The sequence below is a fragment of the Acinetobacter lwoffii genome (assembly GCF_052078135.1).
Classification (GTDB): domain Bacteria; phylum Pseudomonadota; class Gammaproteobacteria; order Pseudomonadales; family Moraxellaceae; genus Acinetobacter; species Acinetobacter lwoffii_Z.
On sequence record NZ_JBQGUZ010000003.1, the window covers coordinates 132,299 to 149,993 of the forward strand.

18 protein-coding genes and 1 pseudogene are annotated in these 17,695 nt (G+C 43.1%); 9 read left to right on the top strand and 10 right to left on the bottom strand.

The window, feature by feature from the left end; all coding sequences use genetic code 11:
• Positions 1 to 58 precede the first annotated feature (58 nt).
• Complete coding sequence (gene gdhA, locus ACTL4S_RS03035; RefSeq protein ID WP_005262305.1) at positions 59 to 1,402, bottom strand: NADP-specific glutamate dehydrogenase; 1,344 nt, start codon at positions 1,400 to 1,402, stop codon at positions 59 to 61.
• A gap of 349 nt (positions 1,403 to 1,751) precedes the next feature.
• Between gdhA and ACTL4S_RS03040 the strand changes: the two genes are divergently transcribed.
• Positions 1,752 to 2,543 carry an RnfABCDGE type electron transport complex subunit B gene (locus tag ACTL4S_RS03040; protein WP_441298727.1) on the top strand — a complete coding sequence of 264 codons (792 nt, stop codon included), beginning with the start codon at positions 1,752 to 1,754 and terminating at the stop codon, positions 2,541 to 2,543.
• 3 nt (positions 2,544 to 2,546) lie between these two features.
• Complete coding sequence (gene nth / locus ACTL4S_RS03045) at positions 2,547 to 3,260, top strand: endonuclease III (protein ID WP_005246932.1); 714 nt, start codon at positions 2,547 to 2,549, stop codon at positions 3,258 to 3,260.
• 116 nt (positions 3,261 to 3,376) lie between these two features.
• Here the strand turns inward: nth and ACTL4S_RS03050 are convergent, their stop codons facing one another.
• The 4 genes from ACTL4S_RS03050 to ACTL4S_RS03065 all read right to left on the bottom strand — a co-directional run bounded on the left by ACTL4S_RS03050 (position 3,377) and on the right by ACTL4S_RS03065 (position 6,313).
• On the bottom strand, positions 3,377 to 3,589 hold the full coding sequence (locus ACTL4S_RS03050) for a hypothetical protein (RefSeq protein WP_004279489.1): 213 nt from the start codon (positions 3,587 to 3,589) through the stop codon (positions 3,377 to 3,379).
• An 88-nt stretch (positions 3,590 to 3,677) separates the two neighbouring features.
• Positions 3,678 to 4,337 (bottom strand): adenylate kinase, encoded by a 660-nt coding sequence (gene adk / locus ACTL4S_RS03055; protein ID WP_004279488.1) that lies wholly within the window; start codon positions 4,335 to 4,337, stop codon positions 3,678 to 3,680.
• A gap of 75 nt (positions 4,338 to 4,412) precedes the next feature.
• On the bottom strand, positions 4,413 to 5,729 hold the full coding sequence (locus ACTL4S_RS03060; RefSeq protein ID WP_004279487.1) for a DUF445 domain-containing protein: 1,317 nt from the start codon (positions 5,727 to 5,729) through the stop codon (positions 4,413 to 4,415).
• Positions 5,730 to 5,794: 65 nt separating this feature from the next.
• The gene (locus ACTL4S_RS03065; protein ID WP_004279486.1) at positions 5,795 to 6,313 is read right to left on the bottom strand and encodes a hypothetical protein; all 519 of its coding nucleotides are present in this window, start codon (positions 6,311 to 6,313) and stop codon (positions 5,795 to 5,797) included.
• A gap of 238 nt (positions 6,314 to 6,551) precedes the next feature.
• On the opposite strand from ACTL4S_RS03065, the gene mrdA reads away from it, so the two are divergent.
• Positions 6,552 to 8,603, top strand: a complete 2,052-nt coding sequence (gene mrdA, locus ACTL4S_RS03070) for a penicillin-binding protein 2 (RefSeq protein WP_441298728.1) — start codon at positions 6,552 to 6,554, stop codon at positions 8,601 to 8,603.
• A 2-nt stretch (positions 8,604 to 8,605) separates the two neighbouring features.
• Positions 8,606 to 9,163, top strand: coding sequence for a 16S rRNA (guanine(966)-N(2))-methyltransferase RsmD (rsmD, locus tag ACTL4S_RS03075; protein WP_184412523.1), 558 nt, complete (start codon positions 8,606 to 8,608; stop codon positions 9,161 to 9,163).
• A gap of 87 nt (positions 9,164 to 9,250) precedes the next feature.
• Here the strand turns inward: rsmD and ACTL4S_RS03080 are convergent, their stop codons facing one another.
• Positions 9,251 to 9,463 (bottom strand): hypothetical protein, encoded by a 213-nt coding sequence (locus ACTL4S_RS03080; RefSeq protein WP_005104632.1) that lies wholly within the window; start codon positions 9,461 to 9,463, stop codon positions 9,251 to 9,253.
• A 214-nt stretch (positions 9,464 to 9,677) separates the two neighbouring features.
• Between ACTL4S_RS03080 and ACTL4S_RS03085 the strand changes: the two are divergent.
• The 3 genes and pseudogenes from ACTL4S_RS03085 to ACTL4S_RS03095 all read left to right on the top strand — a co-directional run.
• A pseudogene (locus ACTL4S_RS03085) lies at positions 9,678 to 10,082 on the top strand (TSUP family transporter); the annotation flags it as partial.
• 98 nt (positions 10,083 to 10,180) lie between these two features.
• Positions 10,181 to 10,942 (top strand): 3-oxoacyl-ACP reductase, encoded by a 762-nt coding sequence (locus ACTL4S_RS03090; protein ID WP_180086600.1) that lies wholly within the window; start codon positions 10,181 to 10,183, stop codon positions 10,940 to 10,942.
• A 134-nt stretch (positions 10,943 to 11,076) separates the two neighbouring features.
• The gene (locus ACTL4S_RS03095) at positions 11,077 to 11,403 is read left to right on the top strand and encodes a hypothetical protein (protein WP_071850601.1); all 327 of its coding nucleotides are present in this window, start codon (positions 11,077 to 11,079) and stop codon (positions 11,401 to 11,403) included.
• Positions 11,404 to 11,474: 71 nt separating this feature from the next.
• On the opposite strand, the gene ACTL4S_RS03100 is transcribed toward ACTL4S_RS03095, so the two are convergent.
• On the bottom strand, positions 11,475 to 12,023 hold the full coding sequence (locus ACTL4S_RS03100) for a 1-acyl-sn-glycerol-3-phosphate acyltransferase (RefSeq protein WP_171501406.1): 549 nt from the start codon (positions 12,021 to 12,023) through the stop codon (positions 11,475 to 11,477).
• Positions 12,024 to 12,386: 363 nt separating this feature from the next.
• Here ACTL4S_RS03100 and ACTL4S_RS03105 point away from each other — a divergent pair, with 363 nt between their 5' ends.
• Positions 12,387 to 13,553, top strand: coding sequence for a hypothetical protein (locus ACTL4S_RS03105; protein WP_180049623.1), 1,167 nt, complete (start codon positions 12,387 to 12,389; stop codon positions 13,551 to 13,553).
• Between the two features lie 38 nt (positions 13,554 to 13,591).
• Here the strand turns inward: ACTL4S_RS03105 and ACTL4S_RS03110 are convergent, their stop codons facing one another.
• Positions 13,592 to 14,746 carry a helix-turn-helix transcriptional regulator gene (locus tag ACTL4S_RS03110; RefSeq protein WP_441298729.1) on the bottom strand — a complete coding sequence of 385 codons (1,155 nt, stop codon included), beginning with the start codon at positions 14,744 to 14,746 and terminating at the stop codon, positions 13,592 to 13,594.
• Positions 14,747 to 14,973: 227 nt separating this feature from the next.
• Here ACTL4S_RS03110 and ACTL4S_RS03115 point away from each other — a divergent pair, with 227 nt between their 5' ends.
• Entirely contained in the window at positions 14,974 to 15,468 is a 495-nt protein-coding gene (locus tag ACTL4S_RS03115; RefSeq protein ID WP_005246940.1) for a copper resistance protein NlpE, read from the top strand.
• Between the two features lie 66 nt (positions 15,469 to 15,534).
• On the opposite strand, the gene groL is transcribed toward ACTL4S_RS03115, so the two are convergent.
• On the bottom strand, positions 15,535 to 17,169 hold the full coding sequence (gene groL / locus ACTL4S_RS03120; protein WP_004279474.1) for a chaperonin GroEL: 1,635 nt from the start codon (positions 17,167 to 17,169) through the stop codon (positions 15,535 to 15,537).
• A 70-nt stretch (positions 17,170 to 17,239) separates the two neighbouring features.
• On the bottom strand, positions 17,240 to 17,530 hold the full coding sequence (locus tag ACTL4S_RS03125) for a co-chaperone GroES (protein ID WP_004646315.1): 291 nt from the start codon (positions 17,528 to 17,530) through the stop codon (positions 17,240 to 17,242).
• Positions 17,531 to 17,695: the final 165 nt, after the last annotated feature.

Consider the following 17,695-nt stretch of genomic DNA (forward strand, 5'->3'; position numbering starts at 1 on the left):
CAGATATAAAAAAACCGGGGCAACAGCCCCGGTTTTTTCAGCTTAGACTAAGTCAGACTTAGAATACGCCTTGAGCAAGCATCGCATCAGCAACTTTTACGAAGCCAGCAATGTTTGCACCGTCTACATAGTTCACAGTACCGTCTTCCTTAGTACCGAATTTTACGCAATTGCGGTGAATTTCTTTCATGATTGCGTGTAAGCGCTCATCAACTTCTTCGAAAGTCCAGCCTAAACGCAATGCGTTTTGAGACATTTCCAGACCAGAAGTTGCCACACCACCTGCATTTGATGCTTTACCTGGCGCATAAAGAATTTTCGCTTCAACGAATTTCTCAACCGCTTCAAGTGTAGAAGGCATGTTCGCGCCTTCAGCTACACAGATTACACCGTTTGCAAGAAGCTTAGCAGCGTCGTCTGCATCCAGTTCGTTTTGAGTCGCACATGGCAATGCGATATCACACTTGATACCCCAAGGACGTTGTCCTTCAAGATATTCGAAACCATGTTTAGATGCGAATTCTGAAATACGGCCACGTTTTACATTTTTAAGTTCCATGACTTCAGCAAGAAGCGCCTCAGTGAAACCGTCTTTAACGTGAACTGTACCGGCAGAGTCAGAAAGTGAAACCACTTTCGCACCGAGGTACATTGCTTTTTCAGCAGCATATTGCGCAACGTTACCAGAACCTGAAATCGCAACGACTTTATCTTTGAAGCTTTCGCCACGAGACTTAAGCATTTCCTCAGCGAAATACACAGTACCGTAACCCGTTGCTTCCGGACGTGCCAATGAACCACCGAAAGTTAAACCTTTACCAGTGAATACACATGCCGTGTCGTTACTTAATTTTTTCATCATGCCGGCCATGTAGCCCACTTCACGACCGCCTACACCAATATCACCTGCAGGGATATCTGTGTTCGCACCAAGGTGACGATACAGCTCGATCATTAAAGCCTGGCAGAAACGCATGATTTCGCCTTCTGATTTGCCTTTAGGGTCAAAATCAGAACCACCTTTACCGCCACCCATAGGAAGTGTGGTTAAAGCATTTTTAAATGTTTGCTCAAAGCCTAAGAATTTTAGGATTGAAAGATTCACTGAAGGGTGGAAACGCATACCACCTTTAAATGGACCGATCGCTGAGTTGTACTGTACGCGGAACGCACGGTTTACTTGAGTCTGACCTTGGTCATCTACCCAAGAAACTCGGAACTGGATCGCACGTTCTGGCTCAACTAGACGTTCTAGTAAACCATGTGCTGCGTATTGTGGGTTCTTTTCAATGAACGGCCACAAACTGGTCATCACTTCTTCTACAGCTTGAAGAAATTCTGGTTGATGTGCATCACGTGATTTTACGTAATCTAGGAACTCATTAAGTGTGTTGTATTTCAACGCTTAATCCTCAGCAGAAAATGGATCAAAATTGGTCAAATTTACAATCAATGTTAAATTTTGGCGCAAAATATTAAATATCTTTTGTAACTAATCTACAATACTTTTTTTGAAAATACTTTAAAATTAATTTGATAACAAATATTTATATTGATTATGAAAATTTTTTCTATGTCAGGAAATGCCAATCGAATCAAGGCTTAGATTCAGATTTATGCCTAATAATAAGGCACAAGTTGACCCTTAATTGCGCACGACTTAGGAGTTTAAAAATATGTTAAAATTGATGAATCGACATATTTTGTTTCACTTACTCTCTCATGCTTGCCATGAGTAACGCTGGTTATACATGAATTCGCCCATTTCTCTGGTCCAATCGATTGACGCTTTACTCCCTCAAACCCAATGTGGACTCTGCGGTCACCGTGACGGATGTTTACCTTATGCCCAGTCGATTACTGAGGGGGAAAATGCCAATAAATGTGTGCCGGGCGGACAGCCTGTTGCCGATGCTTTGGCTGCATTATTAAATCGTCCTAAACTTCAAGCTGAAGAAAGTGTCTGGCCAGTTCAAGCCGATGGTCGTCCTCAGCGCATCAAAGCCGTAATTCGTGAAGATGAATGTATTGGCTGTACCAAATGCATTAGCGCCTGCCCGGTCGATGCAATTATTGGTTCCGGTAAACTGATGCACACCATTCTGACCGATCTATGTACGGGCTGTGAGTTATGTATTCCCCCCTGTCCGGTAGACTGCATCGATTTGGTTGAAGATCAACAACCCTTGCCGACTGAAGCACAGCGTCTTGCGGAACAGGATGATCTGCGTCAGCGTTACTATGCGCACATCCAGCGTGAAGAAAAACGGCGTACCGATCGTAAGGGACCTGTGGTCCGTGCAGAAATTGATACTGCCCTGTTTGCCCGTTTCTCTGCTTTAAATGAGCAACTTCCTGTGATTGAAGTCGCGAGCAAGCCAGAGAATGCACCTGTAGCTTTCGATTCCAAGACCACGATTGAACTGGCAAAACTACGTACCCAAATTAAAAAACTGGAAAAACAGCTTTCGGTTCGTGAAGATGCCCAAAAACGCACCCAACTGGAAGAACTGACACAGCAATTACAGGCTTTACAGGGATAGAACATGACCACAGCAAAGGCCAAGCCCGTTAAAAACATGACCAAAAAGCAGATTCAGACCTTTTTTGAACGCCTGCGTGAACAGCGGCCTAACCCAAAAACTGAGCTGAATTATTCCAATCCCTTTGAATTACTGGTCGCGGTCACGCTCTCTGCTCAAGCTACCGATGTCAGCGTCAACAAAGCCACAGACAAACTCTTTCCAGTCGCCAATACACCGGAAGCCATTTATGCGCTAGGTGTGGACGGCTTGAAGGAATATATCAAGACCATTGGTTTATATAACTCGAAAGCGGTCAACGTGATTAAAGCCTGCGAGATGCTGATTCAGAAGCACAACAGCATCGTACCGGACAATCGTGCAGACTTAGAAGCCCTGCCGGGTGTAGGTCGTAAAACGGCGAATGTGGTACTGAATACGGCCTTTGGTCAGCCGACCATGGCGGTTGATACCCATATTTTCCGGGTAGGTAACCGTACCGGACTAGCGGTTGGCAAAAATGTGTTGGAAGTTGAACACCGTCTGGTCAAAGTCATTCCCAAGGAATTTATCATTGATTCACATCACTGGCTGATTTTACACGGTCGTTATACCTGTATTGCGCGCAAACCGAAATGTCATGAATGTGTAGTATCCGATGTGTGTAACTGGCCGGATCGGTTTGAATTTGGTGCAGCCCGCCAAATTGCAGTGAAAAATATTGAGCTTGCTGAATAGAACGGCGTGATCAAGCTGGGATAAAAATAGGTGACCAATGTGTCACCTTTTTATCGACTATGAGAAGAGTGCTTTTCGTTCAAACCAAATTCTTAGCTGAGCTGAACTATTATGGATTATTTATCCTGATCTTGTTCAGCCTTTTCCTGCTGCTTGCGCTGTTCAAGTTCGGCTTGTAATTTTGGATGGAGCTGGCGCTCAGGTCGCTTTGCTGCATTTTCAGCACGTTCTTCCTGACGTACTTTGTTGAGCATTTTAAAACTGAAATAGAACAGACCTACCAATACTGCCAGAAAGACTACCATCAACACCAATACGCCAAATTTCATAGCAACAAGTACCCTGTTCAAATACGCAATAAAAAAGAGCCCTAATATGACTTAGGGCTCTCCGATTGTCAAAATCATCGTCAGCCGATTATTTTGCCTGATCCAGAATCGCGAAAAGATCAGTTTGAACTTCATCGATTGGACGTAAACCATTTAGCTTGTCATAAGTTGGTGCATTTTCACCAGACGCTGCACGGCCTTGGTAGAAACCAACCAGTTGCTCGGTTTCAGTATGGTAAGAACCTAGACGCTTACGAATGGTTGCTTCCTGGTCATCAGGACGTTGAACCAGATCTTCACCCGTTTCGTCATCTTTACCTTCCACTTTTGGCGGGTTGTAAACGATGTGATAGACACGGCCAGATGCAGGATGCTGACGACGGCCAGAAAGACGTTGTACGATTTCTTCATCTGGTACATCAATTTCAATCACGTGATCAATTGCAATGCCTTCTTTTTCCAAGGCTTCTGCTTGAGGAATGGTACGTGGGAAACCATCAAAAATGCAGCCGTTTACACAGTCAGGTTGCGCAATGCGCTCTTTCACCAGACCAATGATCAACTCATCAGAAACCAAACCGCCATTGTCCATGACACTTTTAGCTTGTAGACCTAATTCAGTTCCTTCACGAATTGCAGCACGGAGCATATCACCGGTTGAAATTTGTGGGATATTGTAGCGCTTACAGATCAACTGAGCTTGTGTACCTTTACCTGCTCCAGGTGGTCCGAGTAAGATAATGCGCATATATAAACATCCTCATTTAAACAATATGTATGACGCCACGACCACAATCACCCGATTGTGTCCCCCGACATCTCATTATAAGAAAGCCACAAACAAATGGATTAAACCCGCGACAAAACCGGTTACCCCACCCAATAAAATCAGAATCCATTCATCTTCCTGAAATGCAGGACGTAAAAGATTCTGAAACTCCTTCGGAGTCAACTCACGTATGCGGTCTCTAAACATTTGATAGATTTTCTGTGCACGGCTCGCATTAAATGCTGGGTCGCATACAGGTACCATCGTAATTTCAATCGAGCGATCGATCAAGTCCGTCTTGAGTTTTGCATACTCTTTTGGTCCTAAAGACAGCTGTAAAGAGGTCCGAACCAGGGGTGTTTCCATAATTTCATTAATATGACGTTTGATAATGCGGCGGGTTTTGTCTTTTCTGCCGCCATACATCATCTCGGTCATGATCGATTTTAACGTAATCAGGTCTTCTGTGACTACACTTGCGAAGACGTCAGAGACTTCATCCTGACGTTTCATAAATGCGCCTTGTATGTTATAGGTGCCGATACGAGGAATCACCGGCTTAATCCACGGAAACTTGCGATTTGTGGTACGGGCAAAGAATTGCGGGTACTTTACTGGGTGTGGATAGAGTGGGTTGAATACCATCCAGATCGCGATCCAGTTGGTCAAAAAGCCCCAGATCGCAGCCCAGAACGGTACAGTCCAGTGCCACGGCACTACAAACCAGACAATCATCTGGAAAATCCCAAAGAACATCCCGATGAGGGCACTGATATGCCAGATAAAATTGATCTCTTTTTGACCCACCTTCAGGAACATACGCACCATCAAGCGACGGTCGCCTTCCATCTGGCTCACTACCATTTCACGCATATCTACAAGTGACTCGACGTTCATGGTCAGCTCAGTCACTAATTCACGCAAAATTGCCGGCATTTGTTTTTGTGCTTGTGCATAAATTCTGCGCTTAATAGCAAAAGGCAGGTTTTCCCAGAGCACCGCATTGCGATCCATCATCACTTCATCAATCAGGTGTTCCAGTTCGAAACCGACCTGCTCGCCAATGATGCGTGCCATATCATCCGGATCCATCGCCTGTAAAAATTCGCGGATAGAGCCTAATTTTGACAGTGTGTTATCGGTAATAATGCCTGAAATACGTCCAGCTTTGCGTGGCACAATCCCTTGCCAGCCCACAGGTAAAGGCCCGAGATGGAAACCCCAAAAATTGATCGGATAAAAGACCATTTTCAGCGCCATCCAGACGTGAGCCCAGGTTACAAATGCAGTCACTGGAATAATGCTGAGCACGGCCCAAAAATCCGGGCGGTTTACAAAGGTTTGCCACAACTCGTTGACGTACTCAAGCATGCATAACTTCCATATTTAATTTTTTGTTCACAGAATACACATATTAATAAGGTCGAATATTTTGTCTATAAACCGATACTTAAAGTATAGGAAAATTGTAGCCGGGGTTCTGTTTCAGCCACAGCACGACCATTTCGGTCTTCGAGTTTCTCTCCGGCACCGATCCCGATACTAAAACTGCTGATCCGTTCTGAACTAAGCAAAACATAGGCCAAATCAACGCCAGCACCTAAACGGCCTTCATACTCGCCATCAACCTGTTTGCTGTCGATATGACCGGCATAAACCCCGACATAATAACCATTTTTGTCTTTGCCGGTGAGATGTGCAGGATAACGAAAGCCTGCCTGACCGCCAATCGTACGATCATCATCCAGAAAAACACCACCTTTCACATAAGCAATCCCATAAGGGTTCACCCATTCGGTATTTAAATGCAGTAATTTCTGGGTAAAACCAACACCCACATTAAAGGCTTTTGCCTGAGCAGGCTCTATTTTGGTTGCAGTATTATTAATCTGATCATGTGCATAAGCCCCGTTCGCCCACAATGCAAACGCTAACAAAGGGTAAACCTTGTTCATTCCTTCACCATCTTCCTTAATTATAGTTTTTGGTATAGTCCTATTTTTATTAGATTTTACTCTAGCAGAATTATCACAACTCTTATATACAGCACTTTACAATTTTAATGTCTGCAAAGTCAAAGCTTAAAGGAACTGATTGTAGGGGCAGTTTTTCATTATCAAATCAAGTGCAGTTGCGTTAGAATACTCCACTTTGATTCTTTTCTACCACTCTCAGGTCTTAAGTCGATCGCGTATGAAGCAGCACTTTCCTTTAAAAAACGCACAACAAGAAAAGCGCATCTATCGCAGTCGAGTCTTGATTTCCATGGGGATTGTCATTTTCTTTATGCTGCTGCTGGTCAGCCGCTATGCCTATTTGCAACTGTTCAACTTTGAAAGCTTTACTACAGCTTCTGATGAGAACCGGATTCGTCTACAACCTTTGCCGCCAGCGCGTGGTTATATTTATGACCGTAACGGCGTGTTGCTGGCCGATAACTATCCAGTATTTACTGCCACTTTAAGTCGTGCTGACGTACAGGATATCGATCAAACGCTCGAACGCCTAAAACCGATTCTGGAATTGACCGAAGAAGATCTTGAACGCTTTCAAACCCGGATTAAAACAGCACGTAAAACCGAACGGGTTTCAATCAAGCTCAACCTGAATGAAAATGATATTGCCCGTTTCAGTGAAGTGAAATATCAATTTCCGGGCGTGAATATTGAAACCCAGATGACCCGCTACTATCCGCATGGTGACCTGTTCGCACATGTGATTGGTTATGTCGGTCGGATTAATGACAAAGAACTGAAAGCCATTGATAAGGATCTCTATGCCGGAACCAACCTGATCGGGAAAATCGGGGTAGAAAAATCTTATGAAAAACTTTTACATGGTGTGCCGGGAAATGAATCGGTAGAAGCAGATGCCTTTGGTAATGTGCTGCGTCATTTGGGCCGTAAAGATCCAGTGCGTGGTAATGACCTGTTCCTGTCACTGGATTACGGTTTACAGGTAGTCGCTTCGGAGCAACTGGCCGGGCGTCGTGGCGCGATTGTGGCGATGAATCCTAAAACCGGAGAAATTCTGGCGCTGGTCTCCAGCCCAAGTTTTAACCCGAATCTGTTTGTGACTGGGATTAGCACCAAAGATTATTCCTACTTACGTGATAACCTTGATCAGCCGCTATATAACCGGGCGGTTCAAGGAACTTATCCTCCAGGTTCGACCATTAAACCGATGTTTGGCCTGGGTGGCCTTCATTATGGCCTGGTCGATTGGGATACAGCAATTTCCGATCCCGGCTATTTCACACTTCCGGGCGATTCGCATAAATTCCGCGACTGGAAAAAGTCAGGACACGGCGTAGTCAACTTGCATAAATCGCAAGTGGTCTCCTGTGATACTTATTTCTATGTCATGTCCTACCGTATGGGTATTGAAAAAATGAATACCTGGATGCGTCAGTTTGGCTTTGGTGAAAAAACCGGCGTGGACTTACCAAGTGAAAGCTCAGGACTGTATCCAAACCCGGAATGGAAGATGCGTACCCGCAAGGCTAACTGGTCACGTGGTGAAACCATTTCCGTCAGTATTGGTCAGGGTGCTTTTACTTCAACCCCATTACAACTGGCTATGGCCACAGCCATTACCGCCAATCATGGCAATAAAGTCATTCCCCATGTTCTGCGTGAAAGTCGCGGTGCCAAACCGTTCAAGGTGCACAATGGCACGCATGGCAAGATCGATTTTAATGGTCAGGAAGAAGACTGGATCAAGATGCGTGATGCGATGGTGGACGTAATTCAATCCGGTACAGGCCGAGGCATCAAAAGCGGCTTACAATATTCTATTGCCGGAAAAACCGGTACGGCACAGGTGAAAAGTATTGCTCAAGGCAAGCGCTATAATGAATCCTTATTGACTGATCGTCAGCTGGATCATGGCCTGTTTGTCGGTTTTGCACCTGCTGAAAATCCTGAAATCGCGATTGCAGTTATTCTGGAAAATGGTCGCGGTGGTAGTGCCGCAACGGCTCTGGCCCGTCCAATTTTTGATTACTGGTTACTGCATAAAGATAAAAATCCGGTACGCCCACAAGGCCACCAATTAAGTGGTGGTCTGATGACGGCCGGAATCAAGCCAGCTGAATTGCCAAGTGGTGCAGGCATGTTGAGTCAGGATGCAGCATCTAGTGCCGTTCCAGCCAGTGACCAGCCCGACAATGCTGCTCCGACTTCTGCAAATACGGCTGCATCTCCCGCAGCAACACCTGCTCCGACACCGGTAGAGCGAGATTAAAGATGAAAAACCAGCTTCGAATTATTGGTGGTGACTGGAAACGCCGCCAACTGCCTTTTGCCAGCATTGAGGGTTTGCGCCCGACGCCTGACCGTGTTCGGGAAACACTGTTTAATTGGCTGATGTGGGATGTACAAAATGCCCAGGTGTTGGATATTTGTGCCGGTTCTGGGGCATTGGCGTTTGAGGCATTATCGCGTGGTGCTGCATCAGTGGTGATGATTGAGCCGGATCGTACTCAGGCACAATTTCTGACCCAAAATCTGGAACTTTTAAAAGTCACCAAAGCACGTGCACAATTAAAAGTGGCTACGGCGCAGCAAGCTTTGTCTACCCTTCAGGCACAGTTTGATCTGGTTTTTCTAGATCCGCCATATAGCCTGGATTTATGGGAAGAACTAGCGCTAAAGGCAGATCCTCTGATCAAGGACAATGCCTATATTTATGTAGAAGCAGACCGTGATTTAAAATTGCTTAAATTGCCATCCTCATGGCACTTAATTAAAAATACCAAAGCCGGTACAGTTCGTGCCGGGCTTTATCAAAAAAGTATTTCTTGATTTAAATTGTTTTGAAGAGGCATTAAAAAAGGATTCCTCTGTGGAATCCTTTTTGTCATTGTAGTCAGTCAAATTTAAAGACTGTGATTAACGATCACGGCGCCAGTCGCGGTTATCTCGGTCACGTTTCCAATCCCGATGATCTTTATGGTCCTTATTTTTCCAGTCATGATCTCTGTGGTCTCGATCATAATGTCCATTACGATCTCTGTTGCCACGATAATCATCATCCCAAGGATCAACCACACAACCGGTTAATGACACAGCCAATACAGAAAGTAATATCACTTTTTTCATCATGTCCATCACCTCTTACTGCACTCTGTCAGTATCAGGCGAGTTCATGGAGAGTGAACGGAGCCATTGTTGCACTCTTGTAGAGATTTATGCATGTTTTATGCATGGCCATAAACCTCTTTTTTCTTAATTAGCATTCATGCTTTTATGAGAATTTGAACTTTCATTTGCATAAATCCAGCTAAATGGAAGCTTAGCTTTTGTTTAAATCTTGAGAATGATGCTATTCAATCCGCAGTTCAAAACAATTCAGCATTCAGGAAAATTGACTGATAGCTGCATCGGTTTTATTGGCGGAATTTTAGGAGGACTGGGCGGTTTTTGCGGTGCCATTCCTTCGGCCTTGGTGATGTTAAAACAATTACCCAAAACCCAGCAGCGCTATATTTTACGGCACTTTAATTTTGCAATTCAGCTTTTCACGCTGGGTACTTATGTATGGCAAGGCCTGATCAATCAAAGCCATTTACCCTATATGGCCTTGCTGATTGTTTTTGTGAGTATTCCGGCAATTTTAGGCGCAAAACTATTTTATAAAATTTCGGAATTACTGTTCAAACGCATGATCTTAAGTTTACTCTTTAGTGCAGGCTGTTTTCTATTAGCGTCCCAATTCATTTAAACACAAGATCAAGCCGAGTCTGTCTTCCCCGCTAAAGCTTGAATCCGGTGAAATAACTGCTATGTTAAGGCCAATCTTTGTAAATATAGATCATCATTATGCAGATTCGTGATCAGATTGTTCTTGTTACTGGTGGTGCACGTGGTTTGGGTTTAGCCATTACTCAGGCTTTACTGGCTGAGGGCGCACGCGTGGTCGTCAATTATCATAGCAGTCAGCAGCAAGCTGAACAGCTGGCCCAGCATTATCCTGAACAGGTATTTATTTATCAGGCAGATGTCACTCAAACTGATCAGGTCCGCGCTTTATTTGCCGCAGCTAAAACCCATTTCGGGGAAGCGATTCATGCTGTAATCAATAACGCACTGATTCAATTTGAATTTAATGGTGATGCACGCCCTAAAGTAGAAACGCTGACTTGGGATATGTTGCAACGGCAATTTAGCGGTGCAGTACAGGCTGCCTTAAATACTACACAAGCCGCACTGGATGATATGAAACAGGCAGGGTTTGGCCGGATCGTGAATATTGGTACAAACCTGGTGCAAAATCCGGTGGTTCCTTATCATGACTATACCACCGCCAAAGCTGCATTATTGGCCTTTACCCGCACCACGGCGCAGGACTTGGGACAATATGGCATCAATGTGAATATGCTCTCTGGTGGCCTGTTACAAACTACGGATGCCAGTAAGGCCACACCTGACATTGTCTTTGACCTGATTGCTCAATCGACGCCTTTACGCCGCGTAATTACACCAGGAGAATTTGCTGCTGCAATCCTGATGTTTTTGTCACCTTATTCACGTGCCGTCACAGGACAAAACCTGATTGTAGATGGTGGCTTGGTCAAAGGTTAAATGTTTAGAGAATGGACTTGAATTTTCAAATTCTGTTGTTCTATTTTTTAACCATTTGGTAGATTAAAAAGGTTTTGTGACCGGGTTTTACTTCTACAATAGTGCGCTCCCATAAAGCCTTTAGTCTACTTTCCATGAAATTTATCACGACATTGCTCAGTACCTTGCTACTGGCAGGTTGTATGTCCAGCGATTTGAAAAAATCAGAACAATTACTGCAAAATTTCCATTGTGCCAAGGTAGATACCGCCCAAATGCCACATAGCAGTATGACCGACTATTATCAGCAGATGTTGTATAGCAGCAAATCCAAAGTCGAGTCTTATATCAAACAGTATCATCAAGGTGAAGAGCTGTTTGACCTGCCACTGCATGAAGTGGTGGAACAGCAATATGATCTGTATAAAGATGCCTGCCAAAATCTGGGTGGAATTTTGCCGACTTCTGAACATGCCTCTTAAGTCTGTCAATCTTCATGATTATTAGGCAATAAAAAAGCAGGAGAATTTTCCTGCTTTTTTTCAACTCAATTTTAATTCTGATAATAGCGCTGATCTACACTAAAGCATTCAGGGAATTTTGGTTGAATCTCTGCATAAAATGCCATGATTTCTGCCATATCTTTTTCATAATCCCCTGTCGGATAAACGATTTTACCTACGCCAGTTTTCTTCTTGGCATAGTCCATATAGGCCAATGCAATCGGCACACCGGCACTAATCGCTACATGATAAAAACCTGTCTTCCACTGTTCCTGTTTGGCACGAGTTGCTTCTGGCGTGACCAGCATGACCAGTTTAGGATGAGTCTTGAATAAGTCTGTCATCAGCTGAACCATGCTCGGACGAGGCTCACCCGGCTGTTTAGGACGGCGATCAATCCCGATACCGCCCATAGCACGCACAAAAGGCCCAAGTGGCAATTTCATGTAACTGTCTTTAATGGTTAAGCGAACATTTACGCCCAATGCTTTTAAGGCCAGTCGCGCATACAATGCATCCCAATTACTGGTATGAGGCGCAGCAATCATGACACATTGGTCTAAATCTAGGGGCCAATGGTTATCAATTTCCCAACCCATCAGGTTCAGGCTTTGTTCTGCTAACTTCTCAAACACGTCACGCACCAATTCTATTCAAAATTGCGCGAATTTTAGCAACCTAGGCAAATATAGATAGTGCTCTATGAGCAATAAATAAACAATTAATCTATATTTGTATAATTGGAATTTTTAAATGAATAGTTGATTATTTTTTTCCACCTTGAACTTATCTCATACATCAATTTACGGATAGTTCAGATTGCTTCCCAATATCAATAGAAATTTCTTTCTAATTTAAAGGATCCATGCATTAAAAAGCTCTTGACCTCCTAATTTTGGGATATGGCAAAAACGAGGGTCTTTTTATACTGAATCCACATTATAAATTTCAGGAAGATTCTAATGAAAAAGACTTTACTTTGTATTGCTTTAGCGGGGTTACTTAGTGCCTGCGGCGGTTCGGATGATAATGCCAGTACACCTCCAGCAAACAATGTTGGCACCCAAACCGGCGTACTGACGGACGGAATCATTTCAGGGGTGACCTATATCACCAGTAGTGGTGCAACAGGAGTTACCAACGAAAAAGGAGAATTTAAATTTAATGATGATGAAAAAGTAAAATTCTTTATTGGGGGTGTACAACTCGGTGATGAAATTGAAGCAAAGGAGCGTATCACACCATTAGATTTAGTCGAAAGTGAAAATGCGCGTATCAACCTTATGGTTTTTTTACAATCCTTAGATGGAAAAGGTGATCATAGCGATGGCATTCAGATTAGTGATGACACTAAAACAGCCTTCACTGCTGTAAAGCTTAATTTTAACCAAAGTACCACCGACTTCGTAAATGAAGTTGTCACCAAAACAGCCATCACACCAGATCAGTTGATAACACCAGAAAAAGCTTCAGAAAACTTCCAAGCGACCTTCTACAAAGATATTGCCGGTACGTGGGAGATTAACCGTACCGATAACACTGCTGTGTTGATTCACATTCTGGAAGATGGACGCTATGCACTAGGTGAAGCAGAAGCAAAAGATGAGAGTGGTCAAGCAGGCATTGAAATGGGCCGCTTAAAATGGAATGCAACAACAACCGTGATTGAACCGGAAATCCTACATGACACCAATGGTGAATGGGGACTTTCACATCCTGCCGAGAATAAACCTTATTCTTTAAACTTTAATGGAACTCAATTAATTCTTACTGAACCCGGCGTTAGTACTGAATACCGTTTAAATCGAGTTAAGCAGTCTAATAGTCTCGTCGGCACGTGGCGACTCAATGAAACGCACCTATTTGCTTTCTTTGATAACAACTATTATTTCTTCCTAGACACTGAAGGTGGAGATGACTGTGGTTGGCCAGGAATTGAATATGGCAAATATACATTGTCAGCAAATACTCTCACCACAACCGAGGTATTATTCGATACCAACGAGTGTGGTGGATTACAAGATAGTTCAAATGGCAGCAAGACAATTGCAAGCATCAATATATCTAACAACAATCTTATCTTACATCCGCAAGGTGAAGATCCTGTAACTTTACAACGTGTTAAATAACCCATATAAACCGGCTTGAATATGAAATTCAGGCCGGTTTAATCAATATGTTCAAATTGAATGGTACAACCCATCAATAAATGCATCAGTTCGATTTGCGAACAACATTGGGTTTTTTCATAAATATTTTTAAAATACGTCCGTACCGAACTCAGCGTAATGCCACACTGTTCTGCAATATCTTCTATTTTATAACCATTAATTAACAACTCACATAAATCAAACTCTCGTTTGGAAAGCTGGTAACACTGTTGTAGGTAAGTTCTTGACAGGGAATAATGCTGGTTTTTATCCGTCATAAATAAGGCAATCTGATGCTGAGCAGACTGTAAATGTTGCATATTTCTTAATTTCTTAAAGGGCACCACCGTCAGCATGAATTGTGAGCCTGCCCCATCACTCAACGCCAAGACTCCACCCACTTCAGTCTGAATGGTCGTATTTTCCAGCAAAGCACTTTCTAATAGCTGATCAAAACGTATCTGCTGAGCATAATTGGTTTTTAGACGGTTATGTATATCCAGATCCAGACATGAACTTTGATCAAGCATCTTTTGCGCAACAGGATTGGAATAACTTAAACACAGGTTTTGATCGAGCAGTACAATTCCGGTTTTTAAACTATCCAATACGGTATACAAGCTTAAATTATCTTGCTGAATCAAGTTGATTTGCCGGTGAATTTGCAAAGCCCGGCGTAAATGAATACTGATACGTCTTAGAAAATCCAGCTCAACTTGTTCAAAAGGCTGCACCTCAGGAGCACGATGAATACCCAGTACCGCCCAACGATAATTTCCCCGATCCAGCAATACCCCTGCCAGATAAGATACACCGCCAGGCTTTAAACACTTCTCATAGAAAACATAGTGATCCGTACCCGGCTGTTCTGCATAGTGCTGACAGTTATGACTCAATGCATCGCCCATCTCGATCGCATTCCATAATGGCATATGCAATTTCATATCAATCACTCTGATACGCTCATCTTGATAAGCAGCCAGACTTTCACTCGGGATATTGTGCGTGTAAACAAAATCATAGCCTGGATTAAGCTGATCCAGACCGGTAAAAATTGCACTCTTACTTTTAGTATAGCTCACGATATCTTTGATCACGTCCAGCCACAAAGATGGCAATACAGCAGCATCATAAATTTTTGCAATCAGATTATTTTCTTGTTCTAATTTCATTATCCCCTCCGCATTATCATTATTTTCTAATCATAGCGTTCAGAATTGGTTAACGAAACAGCATAAAGTGACTTTAAATTTGGCTAAAAATTCTTAAATCCTGCTCACTTATCAATAACTTTGGCCTGATTCACCTAATGAATCACACTTTAACAAGATTGCCCTATTTATCTGTACTGACTACTTTTAATGTAATTCATAACAAATAATTTAATAGGGTCAAAACAATGAAAAAATTAACGCTTACTGCTGCGATAGCAGTCGTTATTGCAGGAGCTTTAACCGCCTGTTCAAAGCCCAATGATAATGAGCCGATGAATAATAATGCTCAATCCAGCCCAGCCATGATGGAGCAAAATAAAGCGGATACCAGTGTGACCCGTGCGGATAGCGCAGAAACCTCACTAGATTGGGCAGGTGAATACGAGGGTGTTTTTCCTTGTGCTGACTGTGAAGGAATTAAGGTCGAGCTAGATCTCAATCCGGATAAAACCTATGAGCTAAATGAAGAATATTTAGGTAAAGGCGGAAATAATGAGACCGAAACTAAAGGCAGTTTCAGTTTTGACCCTCAAGATCCTTCAATCATCACATTAGATAATAAAGCTGAAAATCGTAAATTCTTTGTCGGTGAAAATTTTGTTGAAGCACGCGAGATGAAATCAGGTAAAAAAATCGACAGTAATTTAAATTATAAATTAGTTAAAAAGTCCGCATCATAATTTTGTAAACGCATAAAAAAATCCCCGCTATTGCGGGGATTTTTTATGAAATGCTCGGATGATGAATTACATCATGCCGCCCATGCCGCCCATGCCGCCCATATCAGGCATTGCAGGTTTGTCTTCTGGGATTTCAGTGATCATGCATTCAGTGGTCAGCATCAAGCCAGCAACAGAAGCCGCGTGCTCAAGTGCAGAACGCGTTACTTTAGCAGGGTCAAGAATACCCATTTCCAGCATATCGCCATATTCGCCAGTTGCAGCATTATAACCGAAGTTACCTTCGCCATTCTTCACAGCGTTGATCACTACAGAAGGCTCATCACCTGCGTTAGATACGATTTGACGAAGCGGTGCTTCAATCGCACGACGAAGAATGTTGATACCTACGTTTTGGTCATCATTCGCGCCTGTTACGCCTTCAAGTGCAGATGCAGCACGTACTAGTGCAACACCACCACCCGCAACGACACCTTCTTCAACCGCAGCGCGAGTCGCATGAAGCGCGTCATCTACACGGTCTTTTTTCTCTTTCATTGCAACTTCAGTTGCAGCACCGATTTTGATGACAGCAACACCGCCAGCAAGTTTCGCTACACGCTCTTGAAGTTTTTCTTTGTCATATTCTGAAGTAGATTCTTCGATCTGTGCACGGATTTGCTGTACACGGTCAGCGATTTGGCCAGCATTACCAGCACCATCTACAATTACAGTATTTTCTTTAGATACAGTTACTTTATGTGCTGTACCCAAGTGATCAAGCGTCGTTTGATCCAGCTGCATGCCGATTTCTTCAGAAATCACAGTACCGCCAGTCAAGATCGCGATGTCTTGAAGCATAGCTTTACGACGGTCACCAAAACCAGGTGCTTTCACCGCACATACTTTGATAATACCGCGCATGTTGTTGACCACAAGAGTTGCAAGCGCTTCGCCTTCAACATCTTCAGAAATGATTAAAAGCGGTTTACCAGTTTTAGCAACAGCTTCAAGTACTGTAATCAATTCACGAATATTGCTGATTTTTTTATCAACAAGAAGAATGAATGGATTTTCAAGTTCAGCTGTTAAAGTATCTTGCTTGTTCGCGAAGTACGGAGAGATATAACCGCGGTCGAACTGCATACCTTCAACTACGTCCAACGAATCTTCGAAGCCTGAACCTTCTTCAACCGTGATCACGCCTTCTTTGCCCACTTTTTCCATTGCTTGCGCAATCAACTGGCCTACAGTCGTGTCAGAGTTAGCAGAGATCGAACCTACTTGTTCAATCGCTTTAGAGTCTGATGCTGGTTTTGCAGTTGCCTTGATGTTTTCAACTACAGAACGTACCGCAATATCGATACCGCGTTTCAAGTCCATTGGGTTCATACCGGCTGTTACTGACTTGATGCCTTCATTCAAAATTGCTTGTGCCAATACAGTTGCAGTCGTTGTACCATCACCTGCGATGTCATTGGTTTTTGAAGAAACTTCACGAACCAGTTGAGCACCCATGTTCTCGAACTTGTCTTTCAGCGTAATTTCTTTGGCAACAGTGACACCATCTTTAGTGATGTGCGGTGCACCAAAAGAACGGTCGATAACAACGTTACGGCCCTTAGGACCCAAAGTAACCTTTACTGCATCTGCAAGGGTGTTTACACCAGCAATCATTTTTGAACGAGCTGAATCACCAAATTTTACGTCTTTAGCTGACATATTTGACTCCGAATATTGTTGTATCTTTACAAAATCTGATTTGGAATGAATAAAACTTTTTTAGCGCAGATTAAGCTTCTAATACCGCTAAAATGTCAGATTCTTTCATGATTAAAAGCTCTTCGCCGTTTACTTTTACAGTAGTGCCTGCATAAGTACCGAACAATACTTTGTCGCCAACTTTTACGTCTAACGCGCGTACGCCATTGTCAGTGATTTGACCATTACCAACTGCAATGATTTCACCTTGAGCAGGTTTTTCAGCAGCCGAACCTGGAAGTAAAATGCCCCCAGCTGTTTTAGTTTCTTCTTCAACACGACGAATAACAACGCGGTCATGTAATGGACGAATGTTGCTCATAAATAACTCCATCAGACTAAGTCTTTTTTAGGTCACTGATGACGACTTAATTATTCCATGGGTCATCATCAAAAATTTTTGATGTCACTTTTATGGAGATGGAATAAAACGCTTCAAGGGCAAAAATGAAAAAAAATTGGTTTTTTTTAACGAATCATAGGTTTT